This is a genomic window from Limnobacter parvus, from assembly GCF_024623725.1.
GTDB classification, from domain to species: domain Bacteria; phylum Pseudomonadota; class Gammaproteobacteria; order Burkholderiales; family Burkholderiaceae_B; genus Limnobacter; species Limnobacter parvus.
Genome location: NZ_JANKHG010000018.1, coordinates 418,971 through 439,013, shown reverse-complemented (window position 1 = coordinate 439,013; position 20,043 = coordinate 418,971). Strand labels below are relative to the sequence as shown.

The following is a 20,043-nucleotide window of genomic DNA, read 5'->3' as shown; positions in this document are numbered from 1 at the left end:
ACTCCCCTTCTTGGTGTTGTTATCGGGTGTTTTCAGTCAACCAGTTCAATGCGCCATCGAATGTATGGAATTCCGACAATGAACGCGCTGGCACACGTGGAAAACGCTCACGTGCCATGCGGGTCAGCGTGTTTCCCGGGCCCACTTCAAAGTAAACCGTGGCGCCCATCTCGGCGCTTAGGTCGAGTGTTCTGGCCCACTGCAGAGGTTCAGAAATTTGGCGAGACAAGCATTCAACGGCATGCGCCTGTGTTTCAACAGGGCTGCCGTCCAACGCACTAAGTACCGGGCAATCAAACGCCTGCCAAGGTGTTTGCGCCAGCGCCATGCGAAAAGCAACCGTTGCACCCAGCAGCAAAGGGGTGTGCGAAGGCACCGACACATTCAGGTGCACCACATGGGCACCAAAATCGCGTTCAATGCCTTTGCAAATTGATTTCATCACCGCGGTGCTACCCGCCAGCACGGCATGTTGTTCATCGTTCACGATGGCGATGTACAAGCCATGTTCCTGTGCAATCAAGGCCAGCCTTTCCAGTCGCACACCTTTCACAGCCATCATGCCGTGGCCTTGCGGGGTTGCATTGTCCATACAGCGGGCGCGCTGCACCGCCAAGCGCACTGCATCGCTGGCTTGAATACTGCCCACCATTACATGGGCAGTTAGTTCGCCAATGCTGTAGCCCGCGCTTAATTCAATTCGAATGCCCTGATTTTTTAAGGCTGAAATAACCGCAGCGCCTGCTGCCACTATCAAGGGTTGGGCATGGGCATTTAAAAAACATTCACTGGCATTTTGAGCCACCGCCATGGCATCGAAAGGCATGGCTCGCAGCAAGGGTTGAAGGTGCGGCGCAAGCAAAGGCTCGGCCAACAGGCTGGGCAGCATGTCGATGGATTGGCTACCCTGCCCCGGGCACAGAATGCACAGGCTCATCGGTTGAACTCCGCCATGCGTGGCGCAACTGGCGTGTTGAAACCCGAAAGTGACTGAATGAACAGCGCCGCTGAAAGCAGATCGGCACTGCCACCGGGGCTTAACCACTGCGCTTTGAATTCGGCGCACATGGCCTGGGCATTTTTGCGCCAGCTGGGTGAAAACACACCGCCCTGCGCCAGGAACTGCTCCACACGGGCTTGCGCCCATTGCAGGCCTTTCAAACCGCCACGGTGCGCCAAATTGGTATCAGGAAGTTGGGCGATGGTGCACACCAGTGCGTGCAGTTGGGCTGCTTCTGCATCAAGCCCCTCAAGCAGCGCCCAGCGCAATTGGGGCACTGTAGTCCAGAACAAAACCGGGAAACCTTGCGCGGCTTGTTCACGTGCGCCGGGCAAACCAAAAGCATCTTTCACCTGCCTGCCGTGCGTGGTTTCGGCGTTTGAATTTGAGCTGGGCACACCCGCCAACAAAATATTGGCGCCCCAGTGCTGCGCAACCCAACGCCCCAATTCCATGGGTTTGAAACATTGGCGGTCACGGTACTGCGCACCGGCGGCACCCGCCAACAAACCCATCAGAAAAATTGCGCCCTTGTGGGTGTTCACGCGGTGGGTTGCATTGAACATGGCCTTTTCAGCGGCCATGCCAAGCACTTGTAATTCGCGAAATTGTTTGCCTTCATACCCGGCTTGAAAGCAGGCACCAAAGTAGCCTTTCAGCGCATGAATACTGGCGTGAAAGGTGTTGCAGTTCATGTCAGAATGGCTGCCGTTGTTGCCGGGGCACACAAGGCCCGGCTTAAGCTCCAGCTGCACTTCCTGCGCCAAGGCTATGCAAGCCATGTCATCGATTTGTTGTGCAAGTGGGGTAGATTGGGTAAGGGGCTGTGCGCGCATGTTGTTCATTGCACTTCCCCGGCCTGCGGTTCAAAAGCGTTTTTGAATTCGCTTAATTTCATCAGGCGAACTTCCGTATTGCTTTTCGCCAAAACCTGTTCGTTTTCGCTGCACAGTTCAAGCCAGTGCACCGCATCGCCTGCAGGGTTCAACACCTCGCCATCGACTTTGAATGTGGGGTGGTCTTGGCTTAGCTGCTTCAAACGCGCACACAATCCCGAAACGCTTTCCCAACTTGTGGGTTTGAACAACACATCCAGATCAGAATTTTCAGTGATGCAAGGCAAGCCTGTTAAAGCCTCAATGGCTGTTGACCCGTACACATGCGCGGGCATGTTCAATTCATTCAAATACACCAGCAACATATTGGCGCCAAACCGCCAGCCGAGTGGCAACTTGGCCAAAACATCGGCAAGCAAGGGCCCTGTTTGGTGTTGCAACACATCACTTGGGTTCACCAGAAATGACAAACGCCGTTTGCCCCAAGAAGCGGGTTCGGCCAACCCCACGCGCAACATGCCCTGCGGCACATCGGCTTGGCGAGCCACGATTAGCGGGTAGTTGCCCAGCACCCAGCGGTGCAACAGCGACAAGGCACTGATGGGCTCCATGGGCGCAGGGCCTGAATATTCCGCGTGCTTTACCGCATCAATATTCAGCCACACCAGGTCGTGGCGGTTGAAGGCATGCCCCAGTGCATCAAGCATGGCCCAGAACGCGTTTTATCACTTCACCCGCAGTGCGTCGGCCGCCGCGTTCCACGCCACGTTGAATGCGTGAATCTTTGCCAATTTCAGCGCTGGTTTTGGTTTGCAAATTTTTGATGGCTGCCGCCAGTTGCTCGGCATAATCGCCTTGCCACACCGCATCCAGGTGGCCCATGCGCAAATAATTTTCCACCCCCGGTGAAAACACGGGCGATTGCTTGGCCAGTGCTTCCAATTGATCCAAGGGAATTTTCGTAATGCGCGACATGGCCGGTAAGTTCATGACCTTGATTTCTGCATCGGCCAGTGCGTAGCAAGCATCGGCCATCATGCCGGTACTTATGTAGCCACCGCTTACAGCCTCGCCGTACACCACACTCAAAATAACGTGGCCGCGCTGGCGCGCCAGTTCAACTGCCTTGGCCAAATGCGCCATGTAGCCGTTCAAACCCATTAGCTCATCACGGCGGCGAAGGCGCTGGCCTTGTGTATCGAGTAAAAACACAATGGGTTCGCCTGCACGTTCCTTGATGGTTTGAATGACCACCCGCGCCATGGTCAGTGCCATGTCGGCCCCCACTTCGGCTTTCTCTGACGTGCCAATCACGGTCACTTCCTGATTGCCAATGGTGGCACGACCATAAAAATGATCAGCTTCCAGATACTCGGCTTTCCAGCCATCGGCAAACAATGCGTTCAACACTTGGTCGCGGTTCATCGTGCCCCCCTGGCCACATTGCGGGCGCTGGCGGTTGCCTCTACAAATTCATTGGCTGGCATCAAGGCCAGTTCTTCAGCGCTGGGCAAACCCAGCCGCTGCCATATTTGTTTGGCATCGCGGCAATCGCCGAATTGTTCAAGCCGTTGGGTCAACATGGCGTGCTCGGCTTCCAGGTTGTGCAAATCGAAATTCACTTTTCCGGAATCGAGTGCACCAAGTGCTGCATTTCGAAACGCATTCACTTCATCGGCCACCAAAGCTTGTACATCGCCCATCACATAACGGTGCTTGCCACCGCTGACACGCCACACCAGGGCGCGGTCGCGTGAATCGAATTCTTCCACGCCGTACACGGTTTCAATCACCTCTGGGCCCGACATGGCCAAACGCCCTTCTTCCGACATAATCAACACATCGCAACAACGCGCAATTAGACCCGTGCCACCGAAGCAGCCCGCTGCACCGCCGATCAAGCCGATGAATTGAATACCTTGTGCGCGGGCTGAACACACGGCCCGCATAATTTCGGAAACTGCGATCAACCCTGCATTGGCTTCGTGCAGGCGCACGCCACCACTTTCAAAAATCAACAACACCGCGCGCGGTTTTTCTTCAACGGCTTTGGCAATCAGCGCGGTAATTTTTGCACCGTGCACCTCGCCAATGGCACCGCCCAGAAACTCACCTTCCTGGGCGGCCACCAGCACAGGTGCACCACCCAAAGTAGCACGCCCAATAACCACACCATCGTCAAATGCCACGGGTTGTTCAAGCAGCGCCATGTGCGGGCTGCTAATACGATCTGCCGGTTTCAGGATTTCCTGAAAACTGCCTGCGTCGCACACGCCGTGCACACGCTCGCGTGCACTGGCTTCCAGAAAACTATTGGCCATGTTCGTTCTCCCATGCCTCGATGGCCTGGTCCAGCCGCAGGCTGACCACAGCAGGTGTGGCGCCCACATCGTGTATTTCAATTTTCAAACCACCTGCATTTTGGCGTTCTGCAAAATCAGTCAGTACGGCTTGCCAAATTTGTCCAAAGCCGCGTGCAGAAGTTTGAATATCGATTGAACAATGTGCAGCATCGCCGTCTTTTTCAAGCAGCACTTCGCAATTGCCACTGGCGGTAACACCCACCAAAATGGCATCGCTGGCTTTGCCTTGTGCCTTGCTGGGCAACTTGTAACGCAGTTGTTCCATGCTCATTGTGTTTGCCCTTACCAGTTGCGGAAACGGCTGGGCGGGTTGTACAAACCGCCTGAAGCACGCACCAAATCTTTTACGGTCTTAGCGGCCAGCAGGTCGCGGGTGGCGTCGCGCCGGGCAATGCCCAAATCTTCAGCGCGGCGAATTACTCCACGTGCGCGCAACGCTTCCACCATTTTTTTGTCGCGGGCCATGCCCACATCGGTGTAACCCGCCACGCCACGAATGGCTTGCTCGCGTTCTTCTTCACCCCGACACAGCAGCAAATTGGCAATTCCTTCTTCAGTCACAATGTGGGTTACATCATCACCGAAAATCATCACGGGCGGGTTGTTCAAACCCATGCTTTCCGCCAAATCCCAAGCATCCAGACGCTCTACAAATGCTGGGGCCATGTGCTCGCGGAATGTTTCCACCATTTGCACCACCAGCTTGCGCCCGCGTGGCATGTGTTTGGGGTTGGCTTGCGCTTCACGCCCTGCTTTCACCCAAGCTTCACTTTCATGCCTGCGGCCACGTGCATCGGCCCCCATATTGGGTGCACCACCAAAGCCGGCAATGCGGCCCTTGGTGGCGGTGCTGCTGTTGCCAAAGGTGTCTATTTGCAAAGTTGAACCAATGAACAAATCGCAAGCATAGTGGCCTGCTGCCTGGCAGAAAGCGCGGTTGGAACGCATGCTGCCGTCGTTGCCCGTGAAAAACACATCGGGCCGTGCGGCTATGTATTTTTCCATGCCCAATTCACTGCCAAAACTGTGTACGCTTTGCACAAAGCCTGCTTCGATGGCGGGTATTAATGCGGGGTGAGGGTTCAGCGCCCAGTTGGTGCAAATTTTTCCTTTCAGGCCCAGTTGTTCGCCGTACGTGGGCAGCAGCAATTCAATGGCTGCGGTGTCAAAGCCAATGCCGTGGTTCAAACGCTTCACGCCATATTCAGCGTAAATGCCTTTGATCACCATCATGGCCATCAATACTTGTATTTCAGAAATTTGTGCAGGGTCGCGTGTGAACAGCGGTTCAATGTAATTCGGGCGCGGGGCGTGAATTACAAAATCCACCCAATCTGCAGGCACGTCCACACGTGGCAAGGTGTCGCGTATTTCATTGACCTGCACAATCACAATGCCGTTTTTGAAAGCGGCCGCTTCCACAATGGCAGGTGTGTCCTCAGTATTGGGCCCGGTGTACAAATTGCCCTGTGCGTCAGCCGCTTCTGCAGCAATTAACGCCACATTGGGCGTTAAATCCACAAAGTAGCGGCCAAACAATTCAAGGTAAGTGTGAATGGCATTGATTTTGATTTTTCCAGCTGCCACCAGGTTGGCAAGGCGTGCGCCTTGGGGCCCGGAAAAGGAAAAATCAATTTCCTTTGCAATGCCTTTGTCGAACAGTGCCGTGTGTTCAGGCAAAGCCACCACCGATTGCAACAGGTGCAAATCATGCACATGCTGCGGGTTCACTTTGGCCAAACACTGCGCCAAAAAATCGGCCTGCTTCTGGTTGTTGCCTTCCAGACAAACCCTGTCGCCTGGCTGCACCACACTTTCAAGCAAAGCCACAGTTTGGTCTGCTTGCACCACCTTGCCGGAACTTCCGCCGGCAAGGTGAGCGGCGCGGCCCAGCCGGGCTGCCTTGGACTGTTGCCCTTGGCGCCATGCTGTGTTGGTCATGCTCATTGTTGAATCCTTAGCCGCTTTTAATAATCGTAGAACATGTCGGGCAAGAACAGCACCACTTCCGGAAACACTGACAGGAATGCGATGTAACCCGCAATAATCAGAATGAACGGAACAATGCCCCGGAAAATTTCACCGAACTTGATGTCGGGCGCAATGCCGTTGATCACGAACAGGTTCAAGCCCACAGGCGGTGTTATCAAGCCCAGTTCCATGTTGATGGTCAAAATAATGCCGAACCAGATTGGGTCAAAACCAGCAGCCAGAATCGGCGGCAAGATTACGGGTGTGATCATCAGGATAATCGCCACCGGCGGCAGGAAGAAACCCAACACCAGCAACAGCATGTTCACCCAGAACAACAAGGCCCACTTCGACATTTCCAGTGCCACCAGCCATTCCGCCATGCTTTGGCTAATGCGCAAGTAACTCATCACATAGGTGAACAGGAAGGACATGGCAATGATCATCATCACCATGCAGCTTTCTTTCGCAGTGCCTGTGAAAATAGCGCGCAGGTCATTCCACTGGTAGCACTTGTACAGCGCAATCACCAGAACAAGCGCAGCCACTGCACCCACACCCGCCACTTCAGAAGGTGTACCAAAGCCGCCGTACATGGCGCCCATGATCAAACCAATCAGCAAAAGGAAAGGCAGCAGACGCGGCAGCGACTCCATTTTTTCCTTCCAAGTGAAATGTTCTTTTTTGCTGACCTCTGCAATTTCTTCGGGGCTTGCAGTTTTCATCCAGTCATGGCGATCGCGAATGTATTTGATCACCACCCACACTGAAAACAGCACGGCCAGCAGGAAGCCCGGCACGATGCCCGCAACAAACAACTTGCCGATGGATTGCTCAGCCATTACGCCGTAAATAATCAGCGTAATGCTGGGCGGAATCAGAATACCCAGTGTGCCACCCGCTGCAATCAGGCCAGAAGCCAAGGCACCGGTGTAACCACGCTTGCGCATTTCCGGAATGCCCATGCCGCCAATGGCTGCACAGGTCGCAGGGCTTGAACCGCACAGCGCAGCAAAAATGGTGCAACCCATTACGTTGGCCACGCCCAAGCTACCGGGCATGCGGTACAACCAGCGGTAAGCAGATTCATACAAATCTACTGCTGCGCGGGTTTTACCAATGGCTGCCCCCATCAGAATGAACAGCGGAATGGTGAGCAGGGTGAAGTTGTCCAGTTCACCAAAAATGGTTTCTGCAATCAAATGAATATTGGTTGCAGGCATGAAAAAATACATGATGATGACGGCTGAACTTCCCAGCGCAAACGCGATGGGCATGCCCGAGAACAACAACACCAAAGTAAGGGCCGTATAAATCAGGCCAATTTCGACGACGCCCATATTAGCCTCCCTGTCCGCTGGTGGTTGCGTGGCCGTGCTTTGGAAGTTCAGGCGCTTTGCCCATCAAACCTTCCAGAATTTGCACCACGAATTGAAGCGTCAGCAACAGCATGCCGAACGCCATGAAGAAGTAAGGAATCCACAATGGCGGCCCCCAGGTGGAGCTGGTTGTCCAACCTTGGTCCCAGGCCTCGTGGCAATACACTGCCGACAAGTACGCCACCAAACCGCAAAACAACATCGACAAAATATCGCCAAACAAAAGGCGAATTCGGCTGGCACGTTTGGACATCACTTCATCCAGAATTTCAATGCCCACATGGCCGCGTTCGCGTTGCGTGTGCGCGGCTGCCAAAAACGTGGCGGCAATCAACATGAAAATACTGAGTTCGATCACCCAGTCATTTGAAATATTCAGTACATAGCGGGTGATCACTTCGTACACCAGCACGAATGAGCACACCAAAATCAGAAGTGCGGACAAATAAGCCATGGCTTGGTTAACGCCGCGCACGGTGCCGCTGAACAGTCGCCACAATGGGTTGTTCATAGTTTTCTCCGAGTGGAACCAGGTCACCAAACCCCTCGCTTTTGAAGGGGCTTGGTGCGCTTTGCTTTACTTCAAGGCTTTACTTAACTGCGGTGGCCATGTCCAACCACTTCTGGCCGTCTTTCACTTCTTCAGCGAAATCTTTCCAGGCAGACTTTTCAGCCACGGCACGCCACTTGGCGAATGTTGCATCGTCCATCGCGTAGGCTTTTTTGCCAGCTTTCTTCCAGACTTCAGCAGCCATCATGTCGTCTTTCTTGGACTCCTCGATGGAGAACTTCTCAAGACTTGCACCCACTTCCATCACCGCTTTCTGCTGGGCAGGTGTCAGGCGGTCAAATGTGGACTTGGCCATCAAGAGGGGTTCGAACATAAACCAGAATGAGTTCTGGCTGGCGTCGGTCAAGTGATCACCCACTTCTTCAAGACGGAAAGAAATGATGGATGTGCTGGATGTTACAGCCGCGTCCAACACGCCGGTTTGCATGGCGCTGTACACTTCGTTCGATGGCACGTTGGTAATCGAACCACCTGCACCCTTCAGCATCAAGTCCATGTGCTTGGATGCACCGCGAATCTTCACGCCTTTTACATCGGCCGGGTCAAGCACCTTTTTCTTGGAGGCAATACCGCCTGCCTGCCAAATCCAGGTGACCACTTTCACGCCTTTGCTTTCCAGCAGCTTTTCCAGTTCATTGCCAATGGGCTGGCCTTTCCAGCGGTGGCCTTGTTCGTAGCTGGTGATCAGGCCTGGCATCAAGGTGATGTTCACTTGTGGAATCTTGCCGCCTTCATAAGCCAGCGGGTACAAGGTCATGTCGACTGAACCGTTTTGCAGGGCACCAAACTGGGCAAATGTTTTCACCAGCGAGCTGCCCGGGAAAATTTCAAATTTCAGGCTGCCATTGGTTTTCTCGGACACTTCACGCGCAAACTTGCGCACCAAACGGTCACGGAAATCACCTTTTTCTTCGGTGCCACCCGGGAACTGGTGCGACACTTTGATGGTGGTGGTTTGTGCTGACGCGGTGGTGGCAAAACCAAAGGTCAGTGCGGCTGCAGCCATGCCGGCTACGAGGGGTTTGAACATAAAACGCATGAGTAAGTCTCCTCTCTTGCTTCTAATTGAACGCTGTTGAACCAGGTGAGTGATTCGCAAGCGCTTTCCACATCCGAACGAAATTTCTGAGTTCGTTCAATATTTCCCGGACAAAAGCGAGCCAAAGCCCGGGGCATAGGTCTTAAGACCCAATTTCTTTAACATCATGTAAGTCGTTGCGACCGAAGAAGACAATACGGGCATACCCGCGCGGTCTTCGATCTGCTGAATCGATGCCAGCGACGGCATTTGCACACAGGCCGAGGCCACAATGGCGTCCACATTGGCTGTGTTCAATTTTTTCGTGTGTTCAAGCGGGGCCAGCGGGTTCAACAAACCCACTTCCAAATTGTTCGACACTTCAAGCGAAATACTGTCAAGCACTTCAATGCCTTCGTGTTCAAGGTAATCCACCACCAACTGGGTCAGCGGTTTCATGTAGGGGGTCAGAATGGCAACCTTCTTGGCACCAATCGCTTTCAAACCATCCACCAACGCACCTGCGCTGGTGACCACGGGCGCAGGGCCACCGGCTTCCACGGTTCGGCCATGCAGGCGTTCTTCTGATTTTTTGTGATAACCCAAACCCATGCTCATGATGGCAACCAGGCAGGCGTAGCCAAGTACATCGACCCGGGCGTCAGCCAATTCAAGCGCGCAGCGATCGGAGTCTGCGTCCATCTTCGCCAACTCTTCTTTGGTCACATGCTGCATGCGCATGCGGCTGGAATGGAAGGTAAAACGCTCAGCCTCAACTGCCTCACGGGCACGCAAAATGGCTGGAATTTCCGTTTCCATGGTGGTGTTTGAGCTTGGCACAATCTGGCCAATTCGGTAAATCTTGTTCATTGAATACTCCGGGTGCGTGGAATCAGGTTGCCAGTTGGCGGGCCAGGTCCACAAAATCTTGTGCTACGAAATCGAACTCGCCCGCTTCTACTGCGGGCAAAGGCACGTGTTCACCAAACTCAAAAGGGCGCATCACATAAGCGGTGCGCATGCCCTGTGCTTTCGCAGCACGCAAGTCGCTGGGGTGGCAGGCACACAGCATCACTTGTTCTATTGGCAAGTTCAGCAGGCCAGCAACGCCGTGGTAGGTTTCAGGGTCGGGCTTGTAGTGCTTGAACAGCTCAGCCGACACAATGCAATCCCAGGGCAGGCCCGCGTTTTTGGCCATGCCGGTGAGCAGGGAAAAATTGCCGTTGGAAAGCGTGGTGATGGTGAATTGTTTTTTCAGGGCATGAAGACCAGCCACGGTGTCCGGCCAAGGGGCCAAGCGGTGCCAAACCTTGTTCAGGTTTTCGCGCTGCTCATCGCTCAAGCCCTGTAATCCAAACTTGTCTACGATGGAATCCAGGATCATTCGGTGCAGGCTGTCGATGTGCATCCAAGGCAATTCGCCCTTGCGAACACGGTCCATGGCCGGTGCGTAACCGGCGCGCCAAGCGTCAGCAAATGCAAAAGCGTCCAGCTGAATGTTCATGTGTTTGGCAATCAGCGAAACTTCGCGGGCAATGCTGCCACGCCAGTCAACCACCGTACCAAATACATCAAATGCAAGTGCCTTCACAGCACTGGCGGCTTGGTTCATCCATGTCTCCTCGTTTGTTTGCCCGAAACTGTTTGTGTTTGGACCTTTGCTCTTTTATTATTGTATTTAGAGCTTCACACTTTGCATGCGTTATTTGATTTCTTGTATACAAGACTAAATGTGCTCGTATACATTGTCAATAACGCTGATTCATTTTTTTTATCGCCTCCATGAAGAAAAAACTCTCAGAAGACGTTCGGGATCAAATTGAAGAGTTGATTGCCTTTGGCAAATTACCGCCGGGCGACCACTTGGATGAAACCGAGCTTGCCGACCGGTTCGGTGTTTCAAGAACACCAATTCGAGAGGCATTGAACCAATTGGCCACCGCTGGTTTGGTTGAGCTGCGCGCACGCCGGGGTGCGGTTGTGGCGCAATTCAGCGCCCAGCAATTGGTTGAAATGTTTGAAGTGATGGGCGAATTTGAAGGCATGTGCGGCCGCTTGGCTGCCCGCCGGCTGACCGATGAAGAACAAACGGAATTGGTGGCCACGCATGAGGAATGCAAAGCCGCCATGGCCAAGGGTGGTGACCCTGACGAATACTACCTTCTGAATGACAAGTTTCACGGTGTAATTTACCGCGGCAGCCACAATGAGTTTTTGATGGAGCAGGCCTGGAGCTTGCGCCGCAGGCTGCGCCCATACCGGCGCTTGCAATTGCGTGTGCGCGGGCGAATTCCAACCTCGTTGGATGAGCACGACGAAATTGTGAAAGCCATTTTGAATGGCGATGGCGACACCGCCAATGAATTGCTTCGCAGCCATGTGATGGTGCAAGGCCAGCGCTTTGCCGATTTGGTGGCATCGCTGCCTTTGCTGAAAACAAAAGCAGCCTGAACTCAGTGGCCTAAACCTTGGGCCGCGCCAATTCAAAATTACTGCGGGTGGTGCAGTACGCATCGCCCGTCAATTTCCCGACCGCGTCTAGCAAATCGTTTGCAATAAGGCCATTGCGCATCGCGGTGTCGCTTACATCAACTCCCAACACATCCAGCAGCATCATTGAACCTGCCATGGCGCCCTCGCCCACCAGTTTCACTTCACGCAAATTGCATTCGAAACGCACCAAGGCCTCTTCCACACCGGGCACAATCACCGCCTTGCTCAGCGATTTTTTCAATCCCGCTTTTTCGAACTCATCCACCTCAGGTGGGTAGTCGCCACAACTGGTATTCATCGCATCAACCAACACATGGCTAACAATGTTCACCACACATTCGCGCGTGTCCTTCAGGTTGCTCAGCGTGTCTTTTTCGCTGCGGTTGCGCGGGTTCACTTGCACCACGCACAACACCGGTGGCATGCAACTGGCCACAGTAAAAAACGAATAAGGTGCCAGGTTGGCAATGCCGTTTGCACTCAGTGTACTGACCCATGCAATGGGCCGCGGCACCACAGCACCTGTCAGCAATTGATAGTTTTCACGCGGGGCGATGTCGGCTGTGTTGAAGTACATGCTGGGTTTCCGGGTTGGTAGTTTTTTAAGTGCTGTTATAGTTTAGCCTGAACTAGCAATTGGGGTGGACGCATGAACCTGACAGTGAAAGTGATCGTGGGCATGGCGCTGGGCATTGTTGTGGGCTTGGCAATCAACTTTTCTGGCCTCAATTCTGAAGGCAGTTTCGTACAGGAATTTGTAACTGGTGGACTGTTCCATGTCGTGGGCAAAATGTTCATTAATGCCTTGAACATGATGGTGGTTCCGCTGGTGTTGTTCTCGCTTATTTGCGGCGTGTGCGGCATAGGCGACATTAAACTGCTCGGAAAAATCGGCAGTAAATCATTCGGCTTTTACATTCTGACCACCGCCGTTGCCATTGCAAGTGCGATATTAATTGCAGGTGGCCTGGGCATTGGTGAAGGCATGAACGCCAGCAGCAGCACCACTTTCACAGGTCGCGATGCACCCCCCTTAAGCGATGTACTCATCAACATCATTCCGACCAATCCCATCAATGCGATGGCACAAGGTGAAATGCTGTCGATCATTTTCTTCGCGATTTTGTTTGGCATCAGCTTGTTGCTGGTGGGCAAGAAAGCCACCAAGCTAATTGAGCTGATCGAGATCTTGAATGAAGCCATGATGAAGATGGTGACCATCATCATGGCGCTGGCGCCGTACGCCGTGTTCTGTTTGCTGGCAAAGGCCATGGCTGAACTGGGTGTTGAGCTGTTTACGCAACTCATCGGCTATGTGCTTGTTCTGGCGGGCGTGTTGTTGTTTCACCTGTTTGTCACCTTGCTTATTTTCCTCAAAGCATTCTCAGGGCTTAGCCCCCGTATTTTCCTGAAGAAAATTCGCAATGTGCAGGTGTTTGCATTCAGTACATCCAGCTCGAATGCCACCATTCCGGTTACATTGCGCACCGTAACCGAACGCATGGGTGTGAACAATTCGGTGGCTTCATTCACGGTGCCCTTCGGTGCCACCATCAACATGGATGGCACGGCGATTATGCAAGGCGTGGCCACTGTGTTCATTGCCAATATGTACGGCGTTGAGCTGGGTATTGCGGGCTACCTCACCGTCATCATGATGTCGGTATTGGCGTCGATTGGCACAGCCGGTGTACCCGGCGTGGGGCTGATTATGTTGTCCATGGTGTTTGCACAGGTGGGCTTGCCGCTTGAAGGCATCGGATTGATTCTGGGTGTTGATCGCCTGCTCGACATGCTGCGCACCGCTGTGAATGTCAGTGGCGACGCAGTGGTTTCACTCGTGGTGGCAAAAAGCGAGGGCAAGCTGGATGAAGATGTTTTCAACAATGAAAATCTTGAAAACAGCGACACTGGCGACATCCGCGTGAACAATGAAGTGAGGCGCGATTTTGCGCAGGCCATGTCCACGGCTTACAAAGGCAAATAATCAGGGTTTCAGGGTAATTGGCTGTACGGCCGCTTCACCCAGGTACACCGTGCCTTCCTGAATGGTACAAGCCAGGTTCATATTGCGCTGGGCCAGGCTGGCCAGTGTTGCGCCGTCTTCAACGCTTAGCTGAAACACTTGCACTTTGTCGAGCTTGTTCAACCAGTCCTGGTTCTGTTTCCACCACACTTCAGCTGATCGTGTGTAGCAATAAATCACCACGCGGCCCGAGCGGCCACAGGCCTTTTTAATGCGGCTTTCATCAGGTTGACCCACATCAATCCACACCTTGATTTCGCCGGTGGGGTCCACTTCCCAAACCGCTGCTTCATCTTCGGCGGAAAGGCCTTTGCCAAATTGAACGTCTTGACCCGCGTGCATGGCAAATGCCAGCAAACGAACCATCATGCGTTCTTCGGTTTCGGAAGGGTGCAGCGCAAGTGTTTGCGTGTATTGGGCGAAGTGGTTGCGGTCTAAGTCAGACACATCCAGTTGAACTTTGTATACGGTGGCTCGAAGGGCCATGGCGACTCGCGGTTTAAAACATTCAAACCGCGATTATCGCTGATTAAATGCGCCTTAACGACCCATGCGGCGCAAGGCTGCAGTAGAGAAGTCGGCAGGCGTGTACTTCTTGCCAAACTCGGCAAACTTTTCTTCGTTCGTTAAACCACCCACCAGGTAACGGCGCGACTGCAAGTCGTACAACACTTCACCAGTGCCGGCAAACGTGGGCACATGGTAAGCCTGCACCCCATACACTTCGCGTACACGCCACAAGGTGTTGCGACTGTCGTATTGGTCGGCATGCAGCACAGCCCATGAATCTTCATCAATGAAGAACACGCGCTTGGCGTAAATGTGGCGCTTGCCCGGCTTCAATGTGGCCTCCACAACCCACACACGGTGCAACTCGTACCGAACATATTCAGGGTTCACATGGTTCTTCTGAATAATCTGGTTGTACTTCAAGTTGCGGTCAGCAATTTTGTAGTTGTTGTAGGGCACGTACATTTCTTTTTTGCCCACCAGCTTCCATTCATAACGGTCGGGTGAACCGTTGAAACCGTTCAAGTCGTCGTTGGTTCGCAAGCCATCTGCACCAATACCCGGTGAGTCGTAAGCCAGTTCAGGCGCACGAATCACGCGGCGCTGGCCCGGGTTGTACTGCCACGCCAAGCGGGGTTCAGCCACCTGGTTAATGGGTTCATGCACCAAAGCCACCTCACCTGCTGCGTTTGCAGGTGCGGTAATTTGGTTCATGAAGTACAGAATGCGGTTCTCTTCCGGGCTGTCCATGAAAGAAGCAAGCGCAACTGTTTCAATTCGCTTGCCCACCGTGAAGGAACCATCGGATTGAACCGGAAAGTCAGCGGAATAGCGCACCACCGAGCCACCCAGGTCGCGGAAGTTGTGGTTCCAGATCACCTCAACACCGCTTTTGGGCACCGGGAAAGGAATATTCGATTTCTTGATGCCTTGCACACCGTTGCCACCGTCCACCAATTTCACATTCGGTGCCTCGGCCTTGGCTGCATCGTAAACCGACTGGCGATACGATGCGGTGCGGTGGGTTTTGTACACATTCATTTTGTACGTGGGGTAGCGCTTCATCATTTCCATCTGGCCGGGGGTCAAACTGGCCTGGTATTGCGCCATATTGGCCGAGGAAATGGTGAACAAGGGCTTCTCGCCAGCGAAGGGATCCACATAACCAGTTTCAGGATTAAACCCTTTGGGCACGGTGTTCAAACCACCAGTCCATTCCGGGATGGTGCCAGCGGCATTGCCTTTTTTCTCGGCACCGACAGGCGTCAGGCTTTTGCCCAATTCAGACAGGTCATTGGCCAGTGCTGCGCCACTTCCCAGAATGATTGCTGCTGCCAGCAATCCGTGTTTCAACTTTTGCACTGCCATTTCATTGTCTCCTTGTGGATGAATGGTTATCTTCTGGTGTTTTGATCTTGTTCACACAGGGCGAACACCTCGCCACTGCGCATGCTTTGTGTAAAAACGCTCGGATCGCAATAAATGCCGACAGGCGCGAAATCTTTCATGGTTTGCCCAAGCTCATCACCCTTCTCGACATTCTGGATGGCCTCGCCGAAGTCAGGGTTGTGCAACATGTGGCGATAAATAAGCAGTTGATCAGGATATGGGCCCCAAGGCAACCACAGGAATCCGTTTTCGGCGGTGGCATTGGCTGGGCGGTCTACAGGGTCGGAAATGACCACCGTGAAATAACCTTGATCATCCAGTGGCACTTGGAAGTCGGCGGCACAATCGGTGAAACGCTGAGTGGCAAACTCATTGGCGCACAGCGACCAATAACGCAATTGTTCTTCATTGAAGGCCACACCGGCTTGTCCACGGTACGTGGGTGCCTTGCCACGAACCAAGGCGATACTTCCGCCACTCCGATCAAATGCCGTGGTGGTGTAGGCGTTGTGAATGTTGCTTAAGAATCCGCCAGAACCGGAATCAACGCGATTGCCTGCCATGCTGGTGTCTTGCCCGGTCACATTGCCCAGAATTCGAAATGCAGTGTCCCCTAGGCTGAAGAACTTCACGCTGCTGGGCGGCTGGGTGGCCGTGGGGAAAGGCAGCGCCAGCTGGTTCGGGTAATCCAGCCCCAACAGCAATTCATTCAAACCCAATGGTGGCAACGCACCGCCTAGATTGGGCAACAAAGGCTCTGCACAGTTCGGAAGGGTACCCAGTTCACGGCTTCCATCGGCGGTTTCAAGTGTCAGGGTGGGAAGCCCCACACCACCATCAAAAAACTCACCCGCGTTTGATACATACACGCGATACATGAATACAGCCAATGCATTTGGGATGTTCAATGGACCAAGCGCAATATCACCGGTGTAGAAGGTGTTGGCCTTGCGAACCACATCTGGGTTTTGAACGGGAGACGGACCATATTCGAGGTAGGCAGTGTAGTTCCCGCCCGGCTTTGCACCATTGCGCACAAAGGGATTGCCATCCGGATGCTTTGGGTCATTGGGTGCAAGCTCAAAATCGGCCAGTGCATCGGTTGGGCGCAGTGCGGGATCGTAGGCGTTGTAGGAAAAATAACGAGCATCCGGATACCGGCCGTCAATTCGCAAGCGAGTTTGGGGTGAAACCGGTGCGGCCGCAACCCAATACTTGGCTTCGCTGTCGGGAAAGGCAATATTGGCTTTGTCGGGGTCTGATGCTGCCAACCAGCCACAACCTAAACCCAAGGGGCTTTCGGCGCCCATGACCTGTCGAAGCGACTCGCTGCTGAGCACATTTTCAGTGCCGGAAGGCGCCGCCGCCACACTTGCTGCTGTGCTGCTGTTGTCTGACAAACAAGCTGCAAGCAAAACCGTTGCCGTGGCAATGGTTACCGCCGTGAATACTTGTGAAAGTTTCACGCATGTCTCCTGATTTGTAGTTATAGTGTTTTTAATCACTCTAGATTAATACGAAGGTATTAATACAGGCAAGAACAAAATTACTCACAAAAACAAGCACATGAATCAAGCTGCAGAATTCACACCTGTTATTGATACTCGCGAACAGCTGCTACGGATTGCCTTGAATGAATTTGCCCAGCACGGCATTGAGGGAGTCACGCTGAGCAAAATACGGCAGCGTTCCGGCCAGCACAACCGCTCTGCGGTGCACTACCACTTCAAGTCAAAAGAAAAGCTGGTGGAAGAGGTGGTGGATTTTGTGAATGCCCAACTGGACGTGTATTGCAGACAGGCGCATGCTGAGTTTGCGCTTGGTAAGCCTGAATACAAAGAGTGGACTCGCCTGAGCGAACTGATTTTTGATCCTTTCCTGAAACTGTTTGCCAGCGGGGAAACCGGCGCCATTTGCATACAGTTTTTATCGCGCTTGACTTGGCAAACCGGCGAGCAAGGTCAAGGTTTCCTGACACGATTTTTCAACCCTTACATGGCTGTGTTTTCACCCACCATGCAGGAAATATTGCCGCAATATTCAGAAACCCAACTGCGATTCAAAATACACTTGGCAGTGAATACGGCAATTCACGGTTTGGCTGACTTTTCCATGGTGATGCACGATGAAACGTTGCGCCCCTTTCTTTCACAAGCAGGTGGCCCAAAGGAAATGCGCCGGTTGTTTCACGACTATGTCAGTGCTGGGTTAAAGGGCAATTAAACCAGCCGGCTTTGCCGCATGGCATGCAGCCGCGCTTTGCCAAGCTTCAACGATTCTGCATTTTCAACAATGGGTGACGGATAGGCAGGCGTGCCAAATTCAGGCAGCCAACGCTTGATGAACTCACCCTTGGGGTCTTGCTCAAGCTGTTGCTTCACAGGGTCGTAGACCAGCATTTGCGAAAAATGGCTGGTGCCTGAAGCAATTCGCACCTGCCCGTAGTGAATGGCAGGTTCGAAATCAAGAAACTGCTGCGCCAAATACAGGGCCACTGGTTGCCAGGGCAGGCCAAGTTGCACGCAAGCGAATGAAACCAGTGTGGCCCGCGCCCGCATGTTCAGCCAACCGGTTTGGCCCAGGAAACGTTGAAGCGCGTCAATGTAAGCAAATCCGGTTCGCCCTTGTTGCCACGCAAGCAGAAATTCTTCGTTCGTTTCAACCGGTTCTTCGGCATAAAACGCATCGGTTTCCAGACCCGTGTGGTTCTCGAATTGCTGAAAATAGCCCTGCCGCCAAATCAGCCTTTCGACAAAAAACCGGGCTGCGTCTTCCACCTTGGTAATCAAATACGCGTCGTTTTGACCATGCACGGTATTCACCAATGCGTTCAGTTTTTGCAACACTTCCCGGTCGCTGACCACGCCGTAAGCCAAATAAGGCGAGAGGCGTGAACAACCATTCCATGCCTTCAAGGGGCTCGAGATGGAAAACGGATAACTTTTAAGCTTTGCCGGGGTGAAGAATTTCGCGGCCACCGCACGGGCCTGCGCCCGCCCGCCTTTAAGGCGCAAGGGTTTGTCTTCCCCTGCCGCATGTGGCACCTTGGCGCGGTTCAATCCGTTCGGGGGTTTGGGTGCGAAAAAGGCCTGCAAATTTCGCCCAGCCGGGTTTTTGATTTCCTCTTGTGCGGCACGGTCCAGGTAGGTTTGGAAGTTCACTTTCTCGGCAAACGGATTGGCCATGAAGGTGTTTCGTTGCACATTGTTCTGCGGCAATTCCATGAATGCCACGCCCATGCTTTTGCACCACGCCGCCACCGCTTGGTCGCGCTTGTACTGCGCAAGCTGGGTGGTTTCCTGGTGTGCCCAAAGGTGGGTGAATTTGAATTGTGCATGCAATGCCGCCAACACTTCAACGGCTTCGCCCAGTTCTTCATGCAGGTAACCACCCACCTGTTCAAACTGCTGTTGCAGGTCGTCCAGGCATTCATGCACAAACAACTGGTGCTGGCGCGCTGTGTGTGCATCTGCAATTTGGCTGGGTTCGTGAATATAAAGGGGCAGCACCAAACCTTGGTGCTTGGCATTGCGCATGGCTTCAAACAGCGGCAGGTGGTCGCTTAAACGCAAATCCCGTTTGAACCACAACACCTGCATGCCACATCCTTGAACTGCTTAAAGGGGCTGCAAAACCCCGGCCGTCAACAGGCCCAACACCACGAAACCCAAGACCACACGGTAACCCACAAAAAGGCCATAACCACGTGTGCTGACTATTTTCAAAAACCAGATAATGACAGCATAACCGACGAAAAAAGCCACAAAAGTGGCCAAGGCCGTATTGGCCGGGCTAACAGGGCCTGCAACACCCCAACTTTTGTACAACTGGTAGAAGCCAGAAGCAAACACCGCAGGCACTGCCAACAGAAATGAATAGCGTGCTGCGGCCTCGCGGGTATAGCCCATTAGCAAACCTGCCGTGATGGTGCCGCCCGAGCGGCTTACGCCGGGAATCAAAGCCAGTGCCTGTGCAAAACCAAACAAAATACCGTCACGCCAGGTCATTTCACGCAGCTCGGTTTGGCGCTTGCCCACTTTGTCGGCAAGCCCCAGTATCAAGCCGAACACAATCAGCATGATGGCCGTTAGGTAGAGGTTGCGCAGGTAGGTTTCGATAAGGTCTTGAAACAACAAGCCCAAGACAGCAATCGGAAATGTGCCCACAATCACCAGCCAACCTAGACGGGCATCTGGATTGAAAGGAGTGTTTCGTTTGAACGAGGCACACCAAGCCAGGAATATTCGAGCAATGTCGTGCCGGAAGTACACCATCACCGCCAGTTCAGTGCCAAGTTGGGTGATCGCGGTGAATGCCGCGCCGGGGTCGAGCCCGGAAGGCAGCATGGGGCCGATGATGCGCAAGTGCGCACTCGATGAAATTGGCAAAAACTCGGTGAGGCCCTGGATTAAACCCAACACGATGGCCTCAAGCCAACCCACACCGTCGCCGGCAACAAACATGGTGAATTCCTGAAAATTGGTCAA

General features: G+C 53.4%; 21 protein-coding genes. 3 read left to right on the top strand and 18 right to left on the bottom strand.

The annotated features are described in order from the left end of the window. Positions 1 to 19: 19 nt before the first annotated feature. The 12 genes from NSP04_RS12515 to NSP04_RS12460 form a co-directional block, all read right to left on the bottom strand. Positions 20 to 937: an acyltransferase domain-containing protein gene (locus NSP04_RS12515; RefSeq protein WP_257512682.1), complete on the bottom strand. Its 918-nt coding sequence runs from the start codon at positions 935 to 937 to the stop codon at positions 20 to 22. After that, positions 934 to 1,845: a triphosphoribosyl-dephospho-CoA synthase gene (locus NSP04_RS12510; RefSeq protein ID WP_257512681.1), complete on the bottom strand. Its 912-nt coding sequence runs from the start codon at positions 1,843 to 1,845 to the stop codon at positions 934 to 936. Before NSP04_RS12510 ends, NSP04_RS12515 begins: the two co-directional genes overlap by 4 nt. Continuing rightward, entirely contained in the window at positions 1,842 to 2,543 is a 702-nt protein-coding gene (gene mdcG / locus NSP04_RS12505; protein ID WP_257512680.1) for a malonate decarboxylase holo-[acyl-carrier-protein] synthase, read from the bottom strand. Before mdcG ends, NSP04_RS12510 begins: the two co-directional genes overlap by 4 nt. Further along, positions 2,536 to 3,261: a biotin-independent malonate decarboxylase subunit gamma gene (gene mdcE / locus NSP04_RS12500; RefSeq protein ID WP_257512679.1), complete on the bottom strand. Its 726-nt coding sequence runs from the start codon at positions 3,259 to 3,261 to the stop codon at positions 2,536 to 2,538. Before mdcE ends, mdcG begins: the two co-directional genes overlap by 8 nt. After that, positions 3,258 to 4,157 carry a biotin-independent malonate decarboxylase subunit beta gene (locus NSP04_RS12495; RefSeq protein WP_257512678.1) on the bottom strand — a complete coding sequence of 300 codons (900 nt, stop codon included), beginning with the start codon at positions 4,155 to 4,157 and terminating at the stop codon, positions 3,258 to 3,260. The genes mdcE and NSP04_RS12495 overlap by 4 nt, the downstream gene beginning before the upstream one ends. Then, positions 4,147 to 4,470, bottom strand: a complete 324-nt coding sequence (gene mdcC / locus NSP04_RS12490) for a malonate decarboxylase acyl carrier protein (protein WP_371825024.1) — start codon at positions 4,468 to 4,470, stop codon at positions 4,147 to 4,149. The genes NSP04_RS12495 and mdcC overlap by 11 nt, the downstream gene beginning before the upstream one ends. Positions 4,471 to 4,481: 11 nt before the next feature. Continuing rightward, complete coding sequence (mdcA, locus tag NSP04_RS12485) at positions 4,482 to 6,140, bottom strand: malonate decarboxylase subunit alpha (RefSeq protein WP_257512711.1); 1,659 nt, start codon at positions 6,138 to 6,140, stop codon at positions 4,482 to 4,484. Between the two features lie 26 nt (positions 6,141 to 6,166). Further along, positions 6,167 to 7,510, bottom strand: coding sequence for a TRAP transporter large permease (locus NSP04_RS12480; RefSeq protein WP_257512677.1), 1,344 nt, complete (start codon positions 7,508 to 7,510; stop codon positions 6,167 to 6,169). A gap of 1 nt (position 7,511) precedes the next feature. Continuing rightward, positions 7,512 to 8,060, bottom strand: coding sequence for a TRAP transporter small permease subunit (locus NSP04_RS12475; protein WP_257512676.1), 549 nt, complete (start codon positions 8,058 to 8,060; stop codon positions 7,512 to 7,514). 79 nt (positions 8,061 to 8,139) lie between these two features. Beyond that, complete coding sequence (gene dctP, locus NSP04_RS12470) at positions 8,140 to 9,159, bottom strand: TRAP transporter substrate-binding protein DctP (protein ID WP_257512675.1); 1,020 nt, start codon at positions 9,157 to 9,159, stop codon at positions 8,140 to 8,142. A gap of 96 nt (positions 9,160 to 9,255) precedes the next feature. Beyond that, positions 9,256 to 10,008 carry a maleate cis-trans isomerase family protein gene (locus NSP04_RS12465; RefSeq protein WP_306815346.1) on the bottom strand — a complete coding sequence of 251 codons (753 nt, stop codon included), beginning with the start codon at positions 10,006 to 10,008 and terminating at the stop codon, positions 9,256 to 9,258. A gap of 22 nt (positions 10,009 to 10,030) precedes the next feature. After that, entirely contained in the window at positions 10,031 to 10,750 is a 720-nt protein-coding gene (locus NSP04_RS12460) for a haloacid dehalogenase type II (RefSeq protein WP_257512674.1), read from the bottom strand. A 170-nt stretch (positions 10,751 to 10,920) separates the two neighbouring features. Here NSP04_RS12460 and NSP04_RS12455 point away from each other — a divergent pair, with 170 nt between their 5' ends. Further along, entirely contained in the window at positions 10,921 to 11,589 is a 669-nt protein-coding gene (locus tag NSP04_RS12455; RefSeq protein ID WP_257512673.1) for a GntR family transcriptional regulator, read from the top strand. 10 nt (positions 11,590 to 11,599) lie between these two features. Here the strand turns inward: NSP04_RS12455 and NSP04_RS12450 are convergent, their stop codons facing one another. Beyond that, positions 11,600 to 12,208: a flavin reductase family protein gene (locus NSP04_RS12450; protein ID WP_257512672.1), complete on the bottom strand. Its 609-nt coding sequence runs from the start codon at positions 12,206 to 12,208 to the stop codon at positions 11,600 to 11,602. A gap of 72 nt (positions 12,209 to 12,280) precedes the next feature. Between NSP04_RS12450 and NSP04_RS12445 the strand changes: the two genes are divergently transcribed. Next, positions 12,281 to 13,618: a dicarboxylate/amino acid:cation symporter gene (locus tag NSP04_RS12445; protein WP_257512671.1), complete on the top strand. Its 1,338-nt coding sequence runs from the start codon at positions 12,281 to 12,283 to the stop codon at positions 13,616 to 13,618. Here NSP04_RS12445 and NSP04_RS12440 read toward each other — a convergent pair whose 3' ends face one another. From NSP04_RS12440 to NSP04_RS12430, 3 genes are read right to left on the bottom strand one after another with little or no spacing between them, the layout of a single operon-like run. Then, on the bottom strand, positions 13,619 to 14,143 hold the full coding sequence (locus tag NSP04_RS12440; RefSeq protein ID WP_257512670.1) for a YaeQ family protein: 525 nt from the start codon (positions 14,141 to 14,143) through the stop codon (positions 13,619 to 13,621). 54 nt (positions 14,144 to 14,197) lie between these two features. Further along, entirely contained in the window at positions 14,198 to 15,535 is a 1,338-nt protein-coding gene (locus NSP04_RS12435; protein WP_257512669.1) for a DUF1329 domain-containing protein, read from the bottom strand. Positions 15,536 to 15,561: 26 nt separating this feature from the next. Then, complete coding sequence (locus NSP04_RS12430) at positions 15,562 to 17,022, bottom strand: hypothetical protein (protein WP_257512668.1); 1,461 nt, start codon at positions 17,020 to 17,022, stop codon at positions 15,562 to 15,564. A gap of 100 nt (positions 17,023 to 17,122) precedes the next feature. On the opposite strand from NSP04_RS12430, the gene NSP04_RS12425 reads away from it, so the two are divergent. Further along, positions 17,123 to 17,779, top strand: coding sequence for a TetR/AcrR family transcriptional regulator (locus NSP04_RS12425; protein ID WP_257512667.1), 657 nt, complete (start codon positions 17,123 to 17,125; stop codon positions 17,777 to 17,779). Here NSP04_RS12425 and NSP04_RS12420 read toward each other — a convergent pair. Both NSP04_RS12420 and NSP04_RS12415 read right to left on the bottom strand, forming a co-directional pair. Then, positions 17,776 to 19,155, bottom strand: a complete 1,380-nt coding sequence (locus tag NSP04_RS12420) for an FAD-binding domain-containing protein (protein ID WP_257512666.1) — start codon at positions 19,153 to 19,155, stop codon at positions 17,776 to 17,778. The genes NSP04_RS12425 and NSP04_RS12420 overlap by 4 nt on opposite strands. A gap of 18 nt (positions 19,156 to 19,173) precedes the next feature. Further along, positions 19,174 to 20,019: an undecaprenyl-diphosphate phosphatase gene (locus tag NSP04_RS12415; protein ID WP_257512665.1), complete on the bottom strand. Its 846-nt coding sequence runs from the start codon at positions 20,017 to 20,019 to the stop codon at positions 19,174 to 19,176. Between the last annotated feature and the right edge of the window lie 24 nt (positions 20,020 to 20,043).